This window comes from Lentzea nigeriaca, from assembly GCF_016907955.1.
GTDB lineage: Bacteria > Actinomycetota > Actinomycetes > Mycobacteriales > Pseudonocardiaceae > Lentzea > Lentzea nigeriaca.
The window spans coordinates 532,609-542,043 of sequence record NZ_JAFBCX010000001.1 but is presented as its reverse complement, the minus strand read 5'-3'; the positions used below and the strand labels follow the sequence as shown (position 1 = coordinate 542,043).

Below are 9,435 nucleotides of genomic sequence, written 5' to 3'. Positions count from 1 at the left end.
CCCATCTCGAGACGCGACCTGTCAGGAATCCTCGCGTCCGAGTGCCTGGCATACGCCTAGTCTGGGTTGCGGAGACCGACCGCGTCGTGCCTCCAGAACGGCTCCGAGTAGACCAGCGTGCCCGTCATCCACGGCTCGTGCGCCGGGAGCGTGATGGCTTGGAAAGCGCCGTCCGGGATGCGCAGCGACGGCTTGCGGAAGCCCAGATCCTCACCGCGGACGAAGCCGAAGCGCGAGTAGTAGGCCGGGTTTCCCTCGAGGAAGACGACGGGAACGGCCCGCTCCGCCAGGGTCTCCAGGCCGTGCCTGATCAGCGCCGAGCCGATGCCGCGGCGCTGGAACTCGGGCAGCACGCCCACCGGGCTGAGGACCTGCACGTCGACCAGCCGCGCTGGGGCGTCGAGCAGGCAGCGGGTGAACATGACGTGCCCGACGACCTGCCCGTCGAGCTCGGCGAGCAGTGAGAGGCCGCTCTGCGGCGTGATGGTGTCCCGCAGGCTGCCGACCAGATCACCTACCGCATGGCCGCGCCCGAAGGCCTGGAGGTGGACGTCACGCACGGACTGTTCGTCACTCGGGAGTTCCTCGCGAAGATCCATGCCCGGAGGGTAGGGATCCCTCCGGGCGGCCGGCATCCGGTTTTCACCAGACGACCGGGAGCTCCCGCAGCGAGTAGACGATCGCGCCGTCCCGGAAACGCAGCTCGTCGGCCGGTTTCGCCAATGCGAGCGTCGGAATGCGGGTGATCAACGTCAGCAGCGCCACCTGGAGTTCCACGCGGGACAGGAACTTCGCGATGCAGCTGTGGATGCCGTGCCCGAACGCCAGCGGCGTCGAGTCCTTCCGCGTGATGTCGAGCGTGTCGGCATCGGAGTACACCGACTCGTCGCGGTCCGCGGAGGACAGCAGCGCGATGATCCCCTCCCCCGCCCTGATCGGCTGGCCGGCGATCTCCAGGTCCACTTTGGCCACCCGGCCGACACCGCACTGCATGACGTTCTGGTGCCGTAACAACTCCTCCACGGCACCGACGATCAGGCCCGGGTTCTCGCGCAGCTTCACCAGCTGCTCGGGGTGCTCCAGCAGCGTCAGGATGCTCAACGCGATCGACGACGCCGTCGTGTCGTAGCCCGCCGACAGCAGCATCATGCCGATGACGACGGCTTCTTCGCGTTTCAGCTCGCCCGCGGCCATCTGGTTCGACACCAGCCGGCCGAGTACGTCGTCGGTGGGCTCCTTCTCCTTCTGCGCCACCAGCTTCGTCAGGTAGCCGAACAGCGCACCCGCCGCCGCGTTGCGGTGGGCCTGCGACGACGTCGTCTCGACGAGGGTGTTGATCCAGCGGCCGAACGCGAGACGGTCCTTGTAGGGAACGCCCAGCAGCTCGCAGACGACGGTCAACGGGATGGGGCGCGCGAAGTGCGTGACCAGGTCGACCGGCTGCGGTAGCTTCAGGATCGCGTCGATCCGCTCGTCCACCAGCTTCTGCGCCGACGGACGCACTTCCTCGGCCTTCTTCTTGGTGAACATCGACATGATCATGCGCCGGTAGCGGGTGTGGTCCGGCGGGTCGACCGTGACGAACGCGCCCGGCTGCGGGTCCACCGGGAACAGGTACCGCGGGTAGCCGGGGTTCATCACCTCGGCGGAGAACCGGTCCGTGTCCGCGAGAAGAGCACGCACATCGGCGTACCTGGACACCAGCCAGGCCGTGTCGCCCGCCGGTGTCGTCACCTTCTGCACCGGCCGGTCGGCGCGCAGCCGCGCGTACTCCGGCGGAAGGTCCAGTGGGCGGTGCGGGTCACGGGCGAACGGGAACGGGCACGCCGGAGCCGGCGCGACTACTTCTTCCGTCATCGGGAGAACCTTCAGTGAGAGGTGCGGAATCGGTTGATCGCGCCGATGTTTCTGTCGCGCAGCTCGTGGTCCAGCACGCCCAGGCCCTCGGACGGTGCCAGGCACAGCACTCCGACCTTGCCCTGGTGGGCGTTGCGGTGCACGTCGAACGCGGCCTGCCCGGTCTCGTCGAGTGAGTACACCTTGGACAGTGTGGGGTGGATCTTCCCCTTGGCCACCAACCGGTTCGCCTCCCAGGCCTCGCGGTAGTTCGCGAAGTGCGAGGAGATGATGTGCTTGAGGTTCATCCACAGGTAGCGGTTGTCGTACTGGTGCAGGTAACCGGACGTCGACGCGCAGGTGACGATCTTGCCGCCCTTGCGCGCGACGAAAACGCTGGCGCCGAACGTTTCGCGGCCGGGGTGCTCGAACACGATGTCCGGGTCCTCACCGCCGGTCAGCTCGCGAATGCGAGCGCCGAACCGCTTCCACTCGCGCGGGTCCTGCTCGTGCTCGTTCTTCCAGAACCGGTAGCCCTCGGCGGAGCGGTCGATGATCAGCTCGGCGCCCATCGACCGGCAGATCTCGGCCTTGTCCGGGGACGACACGACACAGACCGGAGTCGCGCCGCCGTTCAACGCGAACTGCGTGGCGTAGGAACCGAGTCCGCCGGAAGCACCCCAGATCAGGACCGTGTCGCCCTGCTTCATGTTGCCGCCGTTGACCGACACCAGCTGGCGGTAGGCGGTGGAGTTGACCAGACCGGGGGAGGCGGCCTCCTCCCACGTCAGGTGCTCGGGCTTCGGCATCAGCTGGTTCGCCTTGACCAGCGCCAGATCGGCCAGACCGCCGAAGTTCGTCTCGAAACCCCAGATCCGCTGCCGCGGGTCGAGCATCGTGTCGTTGTGGCCGTCCGGGTGCTCCAGCGGCACGTCCAGACAGTGCGCGACCACGCGGTCGCCCGGCTTCCACACCGTCACACCGGGGCCGACGCGCAGCACGACACCGGCGAGGTCCGACCCCACCACGTGGTACGGCAGATCGTGCCTGCCACCGAGCCGCCGCAGGAACCCGAACGTGGGCAGCGGCTCGAAGATCGAGGTCCACACTGTGTTGTAGTTGATCGCGGACGCCATCACGGCGACCAGCGCCTCACCGGGCGCGAGCTCCGGCGTCGCCACCTCACGGACCTTCAGCGACCGCCGCGGATCCTTGTCCCGGGTCGGCAGGCCCGCGAACATCTCCGCGTCGCTCTCCTCCACGACCACGGCGCGGTAGCTCTCGGGCACCGGTAACGCCTCGAAGTCCCGCGCCACCGCGTCGTCGGATTCGATGGCGCTCAGGATCTCGCTCATGCCCTCCACGGTAGGAGCACAGACGCTAGGGAATGCCCGCAAGAAACTGCGGTCTGCTGGACCGTGTGCTCATCGGATTTCTGAACACCCACCTCCGGCCCTACCGGGGACCACTCTTGCTCCTGGTGGCACTGCAGCTGGTCCAGACGGCCGCGACCCTGCTGCTGCCCACGCTCAACGCGCGGATCATCGACAACGGGGTGCTCCTCGGCGACGCCGCCTACATCTGGGTCACCGGCTCCTCCATGCTCGGGGTGGCCGTGGCGCAGATCCTCACCGCGAGCGGCGCGATGCTGCTGAGCTCCCGCCTGTCCGCGGGTCTCGGACGTGATCTGCGCGCGAAGGTGTTCGGGAAGGTCATGAGCCTGTCTGCCCGCGAGGTCGACCAGATCGGCGCGCCGTCGCTGATCACCAGGACGGTCAACGACGTCGGACAGGTCCAGAGCATCGTGCTGACCACCGCCGACGTCGCGGTGTCGGCGGTCATCATGTGCGTCGGCGGCGTCGCGCTGGCGCTGGCGCAGGACGTGCCGGTGTCGACGATCCTGATCGCGCTGGTCGTCGTCGTGATCATCGGTCTCACGCTGATGCTGAAGCGGCTCTCGCCGTTCTACGAGGCCATGCAACGGTTCCTGGACCGCATCAACCACCTGCTGCGCGAGCAGATCACCGGCGTACGGGTGATCAGGGCGTTCGTCCGCGACCCGCACGAACGCGACCGCTTCGACACCACCAACCGCGACCTGTACGGCACGACGCTGCGGGTCGGGCGGATCATGGCGGCGCTGCCGGTGATGGTCATGACCGTCATGAACGTGCTGACGGTCGCGATCATCTGGTTCTCCGGGCACCGCATCGACGACGGCACCATGCAGCTCGGCGCACTGCTCGCGCTGCTGTCGTACGTCACGCTGATCATCGTCGCGATCATCATGGCGATGCTGGTGTTCACCGAAGCCCCGCGCGCGGCCGTGTCAGCAGACCGCATCAACGAGGTGCTGCAAGCGGAATCCAGCATCCGGCAACCGAAGAAGCCGATCACGGCAATGCACACGCGCGGCCACCTGGAACTGCGCCAAGCCACGTTCGGCTACCCCGGCGCGGAAAAACCGGTGCTGCGGGACGTCGACCTGGTGGCACGGCCCGGCGACACGGTCGCGGTCCTCGGCAGCACGGGCAGCGGCAAGTCGACACTGCTCTCGCTCGCCATGAGGCTCTACGACGTCACGAGCGGTGAGGTGCGGATCAACGGTGTCGACATCCGCGACCTCGACCCGTCGGCACTGCACCAGGCCGTCGGGTACGTGCCCCAGAAGGCACACCTGTTCAGCGGCACGATCGCGTCGAACCTCCGCTACGGCAAGGAAGACGCCACCGACGACGAGCTGTGGCACGCGCTGGAGATCGCGCAGGCCGCCGAGTTCGTCCGGCCGCTCGGCCTCGACGCCCCGATCACGCAGGGCGGCTCGAACGTCTCAGGTGGACAGAGACAACGGCTCGCCATCGCCCGCACACTGGTGCGGCGCCCCGAGATCTACCTGCTCGACGACTGCTTCTCCGCGCTCGACCTCGGCACCGAGGCACGGCTGCGCGCCGCACTGGCCCGCGAGCTCGGCGACGCGACGATCCTGCTGGTCACCCAGCGGATCAGCACCGTCGAGGCGGCGTCACGCGTCATCGTGCTGGAGGACGGCCAGGTCGTCGGCTCCGGCACGCACGCCGAGCTCGTCGGCACCAACCAGACCTACCGGGAGATCGCCCTCTCCCAGCCTGTGGGACGGGCCGTCCGATGACACTGCTCGCAGCTCCGGAAGCACCCGCGCAGGCAACGGAAAAACGTAAACCCAGCACCACCAAACGCCTCTTCGGGCTGCTGCTGCCGTACCGGGGCAAGCTGGTCGTGATCGGGTTGCTCGCGGTCGTGTCGATCGGGCTCAACCTGCTCGGCCCGATCCTGCTCGGCCGCGCCACCGACCTCATCTTCACCGGCCTCGTCAGCCGCACCCTGCCCGCCGGCGCCACCGAGGAGCAGATCCTCGCCCAGCTGCGCGATCAGGGCAAGGACACGCTCGCCAACGTCATCAGCACCGTCGACGTCGTCCCCGGCCAGGGCGTCGACTTCCCGTCGCTCGGCCAGCTGCTGCTCGTGATCCTCGGCCTGTACCTGATCGGGTCGGTGTCGATGCTGGTGCAGGGCCGGATCGTCGCGAACATCGTCCAGCACGCCGTCTACCGGCTGCGCGAGGAGATCGACGCGAAGCTCACCCGTCTTCCGCTGGCGTACTTCGACCGCAACCCGCGCGGCGAGGTGCTGTCCCGTGTCTCCAACGACGTCGACAACCTGCAGCGGACCGTCCAGCTGTCGATCGGCCAGATGCTCACGAGCGTCGTCAGCGTCGTCGGTGTCCTGGCGATCATGCTGGTGATCTCCGTCGAACTGGCCGTGCTGGTGCTGATCTGCGTGCCGATCGCGCTGGTGCTGGCCGCGTACATCTCCAGGCGCGCCATGCCGAAGTTCGCCGAGCAGTGGCAGTCGACGGGTGCACTGAACGCGCACGTCGAGGAGATGTACAGCGGGCACGCGCTGATCACCGCGTTCGGCCGGCAGGACCAGGCGGCGCGGGAGTTCGCCGAGCGCAACGAGACGATGTACCGGTCGTCGTTCAGCGCGCAGGCGATCTCCGGCCTGATCGGGCCCGCGACCAGGTTCATCACCGACCTCAACTACGTGCTGGTGGCCGTGGTCGGCGCGCTGAGAGTGGCCAGTGGCAGCGTGTCCATCGGTGACGTGCAGGCGTTCATCCAGTACTCCGGCATGTTCTCCCGACCGATCATCGACGTCGCGAACTTCTCCGGCCAGCTCCAGTCCGGCATCGCGTCCGCGCAGCGGGTGTTCGAGCTGCTGGACGAGCCGGAACAATCGCCGGCACCCTCCCGACCCGCCACCGTCTCACCGGTGCGCGGGCACGTCGAGTTCTCCCGCGTCTCCTTCCGGTACGTGCCGGAGAAACCGCTGATCGACGACCTGTCGCTCACGGCGGCGCCGGGGCAGCTCGTCGCCATCGTCGGGCCCACCGGCGCGGGCAAGACGACGCTGGGCAACCTCCTGCTGCGGTTCCACGACCTCGACGGCGGCCGGATCCTGTTGGACGGCACCGACATCACCGCGATGACCCGCGAGGACCTCAGGTCGGCCATCGGACTCGTCTCGCAGGACACGTGGCTGTTCGAGGGCACGATCGCCGAGAACATCGCCTACGGCAAACCCGGTGCTACCCGCGAGGAGATCATCGCGGCCGCGCAGGCGATGTGCGTGGACCGGTTCGTGCGCGCGCTCCCCCACGGCTACGACACCGTGCTCGACGAGGAGCACGGCGGGCTGTCCGCGGGCGAACGGCAGCTCATCACGCTGGCGCGCGCGTTCCTCGCCCAGCCGGCGATCCTGCTGCTGGACGAGGCCACGTCGTCGATCGACACCCGCACCGAAGTCCTGATCCAGCAGGCCATGACGTCGCTGCGGGCCGGGCGGACCAGCTTCGTGATCGCGCACCGGCTGTCCACGATCCGCAACGCCGACCTCATCGTCGTGATGGACCAGGGCGCCGTCGTGGAACGCGGCACGCACGAGGAACTCATGGCCGCCAACGGTTTCTACGCCCGCCTGTACTCGGCCTAGGACCGGTGCTCAGCCCAGGACGAACGGGATCGCGAGGTCTCCCAGCTCGGCGCGCTCCGCTTCGGTCGGGGCGCGCCGTCCCGTTCCCACCAGCAGCACGTCCTCGTCCGGCCACGACGCCGGGAACGCGCCGGCGATCTGCTCCAGCATCTCGCGGCACCTGGCCAGCGACGATGCCGGCGGACCTGCCTTGCCCGGCACGTGTGCGACCAGGTCGAGGTGGTGCAGCGTCCACTCCCAGACGTACGCGCCCAGGTAGCCGGCCGTGCACAGCACCATGTCCTGCGTGCTGACCTTCAACGTCGGATCGGCCAGCTGAGCCGCCCGCAGCGCCGCCTGGCCCAGGTCGTCGACGTGGTGCTTCAGCATCCACGGCTCGCCGTAGGCCGCGGCGAGCCGGACGGTCAGCGCCGCCAACGGGTCGTCGGACGGCTCGTGCGAAACCTTCCAGTAGGTCACCGAGTCGTGCGTCACCGGGTCCGGGGTGGGCGTCACCAGGGTGATCAGCACGTCCTGCGCGTCGATCGCGAAGTGGCACACCAGGTCCCGCACCAGCCAGCCCGGACAGCCCGACGGCTGGGCGAAGTCGGAGTCGGTGAGCTCGCCGACCGCCTCGAGAAGCGACCCCAGGGCAAGCGAAAAAGAATCCACAGCCGCAAAACTACAGCGGCTGTGGATTCGCGGCAGGTGGAACTACCAGCTGGCGGCGGCCAGCAGGTCGCCGTACTCGTGCTCGGTGGCGACGTGCTTGAGGTCGGCCTCCACCATCATCTTCATCAGCGACGAGAAGTCGACCTCGGGCTTCCAGCCCAGCTCACCGCGCACGCGGGTGGTGTCGGCGCAGAGGATCTCGACCTCGGCCGGGCGGACCAGCACCGGGTCGATGTAGACGTGGTCCTCCCAGTTGAGGCCGACGTGGTCGAACGCGAGGCGCACGGCGTCGCGCACCGAGTGCATCTCGCCGGTGCCGACGACGTAGTCCTCCGGCTCGTCCTGCTGGAGCATCAGGTGCATCGCGCGCACGTAGTCGCCGGCGAAACCCCAGTCGCGCAACGCGTCCAGGTTGCCGAGCGCCAGCTTGTCCTGCAGCCCCAGCTTGATCTTCGCGACGCCGAGGGAGATCTTGCGGGTCACGAACTCGGCGCCACGACGCGGCGACTCGTGGTTGAACAGGATGCCGCCGACCGCGTACATGCCGAACGACTCGCGGTAGTTGCGGGTGATGAAGTGCCCGTAGGCCTTCGCCACCCCGTACGGGCTGCGGGGGTGGAAGATCGTGGTCTCGCGCTGCGGGGTCTCGGCCGCCTTGCCGAACATCTCCGACGACGACGCCTGGTAGAAGCGGATGTTCTTGGCCGCGGCTCCGTTGTGGCGGCTGCTGGACAGGCCGGAGACGATGCGGATGGCCTCCAGCACGCGCAGCACGCCCATGGCGTTGACCTCGGTGACGAGCTCGGCCTGCTGCCACGACATCGGCACGAACGAGATGGCGCCGAGGTTGTAGACCTCGTCCGGCTGCACCAGGTCCACAGCGGACACCAGTGACGCCTGGTCCATCAGGTCACCGTCCACGAAGGACAGTTCGGACATCAGCCTGGACACCCGCATCTTGCGCGGGTTCGCCTGCCCCCTCATGAGCCCCCACACCTGGTAGCCCTGTTTGAGCAGGTGCTCGGCGAGGTAGGACCCGTCCTGCCCGGTGATCCCGGTGATCAGTGCCCGCTTGGTCATCCCGTTTCCTCTCATCACCCTAAGGTCCGCAACGGGACGGACCCGAATCCCTTGCAAAACTAGGGGTTCAGGCACTAGGGGTTTCGCCGGAAACGACGGCGGTAACGGCACTTCTGTTGTCCGACAGAAAGAAATGGCCGCCGGGGAACACCTTCAGCGCGAACGGCCCGGTCGTGCGTTCCCGCCACCGCTCCACCTCGTCGACCGAGGCTTTCGGGTCGGCGTCGCCGGTCAACGCGGTCAGCGGGCACCCGAGAGGGGGTCCAGGGCGGTAGCGGTAGGTCTCCGCGGCCCGGTAGTCGGCGCGGATGGCGGGCAGCACCATCCGCACCAGCTCCTCGTCGTCGAACACTTGCGCGTTCGTGCCCGCGAGCTTCCTGACCTCGGCGATGAGGCCGGCGTCGTCCCGCTGGTGCACGCGGTCGTCGCGGACGATCTGCGGCGCGCGCCGCCCCGAGACGAACAGGTGGTCGGGTTCGTGCCGCAGCGCCACCTCGAACGCGATCATCGCACCCATGCTGTGCCCGAGGAGGTGCAGCGGCCTGTCACGGGTCAGCCGGGGCGCGATCTCGTCCGCGAGCCGGCGGATGTCGTCGATCAGGGGCTCTGACCTGCGGTCCTGCCGGCCGGGGTACTGGACGGCGTTCAGCTCGGCCCGGCCCTGGAAGGCCTGCGCGAACGGCTGGTACCAGCTCGCCGCGCCACCCGCGTGCGGGAAGCACACCAGCCGAGGCGCGCCGTCCGGGGCCTCGCAGAACCGCCGAAACCAGAGACCGGCGTCCACGGCGTCGATGCAAACACCGTTCGAGCTGAGGAAACGCCTGGAAACGGTTAGGT

8 protein-coding genes are annotated in these 9,435 nt (G+C 68.3%); 2 read left to right on the top strand and 6 right to left on the bottom strand.

The features are described 5' to 3' along the window. Positions 1–56: 56 nt before the first annotated feature. From JOD27_RS01975 to ccrA, 3 genes are read right to left on the bottom strand one after another with little or no spacing between them, the layout of a single operon-like run. On the bottom strand, positions 57–599 hold the full coding sequence (locus JOD27_RS01975; protein ID WP_204760378.1) for a GNAT family N-acetyltransferase: 543 nt from the start codon (positions 597–599) through the stop codon (positions 57–59). Positions 600–642: 43 nt separating this feature from the next. Beyond that, positions 643–1,857 carry a cytochrome P450 gene (locus JOD27_RS01970; protein WP_204760377.1) on the bottom strand — a complete coding sequence of 405 codons (1,215 nt, stop codon included), beginning with the start codon at positions 1,855–1,857 and terminating at the stop codon, positions 643–645. Between the two features lie 11 nt (positions 1,858–1,868). Next, complete coding sequence (gene ccrA / locus JOD27_RS01965) at positions 1,869–3,191, bottom strand: crotonyl-CoA carboxylase/reductase (RefSeq protein ID WP_204760376.1); 1,323 nt, start codon at positions 3,189–3,191, stop codon at positions 1,869–1,871. 65 nt (positions 3,192–3,256) lie between these two features. On the opposite strand from ccrA, the gene JOD27_RS01960 reads away from it, so the two are divergent. Next, positions 3,257–4,984 (top strand): ABC transporter ATP-binding protein, encoded by a 1,728-nt coding sequence (locus tag JOD27_RS01960; protein WP_204760375.1) that lies wholly within the window; start codon positions 3,257–3,259, stop codon positions 4,982–4,984. After that, positions 4,981–6,867 carry an ABC transporter ATP-binding protein gene (locus JOD27_RS01955; RefSeq protein WP_204760374.1) on the top strand — a complete coding sequence of 629 codons (1,887 nt, stop codon included), beginning with the start codon at positions 4,981–4,983 and terminating at the stop codon, positions 6,865–6,867. Before JOD27_RS01960 ends, JOD27_RS01955 begins: the two co-directional genes overlap by 4 nt. A gap of 9 nt (positions 6,868–6,876) precedes the next feature. On the opposite strand, the gene JOD27_RS01950 is transcribed toward JOD27_RS01955, so the two are convergent. The 3 genes from JOD27_RS01950 to JOD27_RS01940 form a co-directional block, all read right to left on the bottom strand. Beyond that, positions 6,877–7,518 carry a maleylpyruvate isomerase N-terminal domain-containing protein gene (locus tag JOD27_RS01950; protein ID WP_204760373.1) on the bottom strand — a complete coding sequence of 214 codons (642 nt, stop codon included), beginning with the start codon at positions 7,516–7,518 and terminating at the stop codon, positions 6,877–6,879. 42 nt (positions 7,519–7,560) lie between these two features. Further along, positions 7,561–8,598 carry a GDP-mannose 4,6-dehydratase gene (locus JOD27_RS01945; RefSeq protein WP_204760372.1) on the bottom strand — a complete coding sequence of 346 codons (1,038 nt, stop codon included), beginning with the start codon at positions 8,596–8,598 and terminating at the stop codon, positions 7,561–7,563. Between the two features lie 67 nt (positions 8,599–8,665). Continuing rightward, a complete protein-coding gene (locus JOD27_RS01940; protein ID WP_307829826.1) occupies positions 8,666–9,382 on the bottom strand; it encodes a thioesterase II family protein in 717 nt (238 codons plus the stop codon). Positions 9,383–9,435: the final 53 nt, after the last annotated feature.

Coding starts and splice junctions, on each gene's coding strand:
- JOD27_RS01975 (WP_204760378.1), bottom strand. CDS start 599: ATGGATCTTCGCGAGGAACTCCCGAGTGACGAACAGTCCGTGCGTGAC.
- JOD27_RS01945 (WP_204760372.1), bottom strand. CDS start 8,598: ATGACCAAGCGGGCACTGATCACCGGGATCACCGGGCAGGACGGGTCC.
- ccrA (WP_204760376.1), bottom strand. CDS start 3,191: ATGAGCGAGATCCTGAGCGCCATCGAATCCGACGACGCGGTGGCGCGG.
- JOD27_RS01955 (WP_204760374.1), top strand. CDS start 4,981: ATGACACTGCTCGCAGCTCCGGAAGCACCCGCGCAGGCAACGGAAAAA.
- JOD27_RS01970 (WP_204760377.1), bottom strand. CDS start 1,857: ATGACGGAAGAAGTAGTCGCGCCGGCTCCGGCGTGCCCGTTCCCGTTC.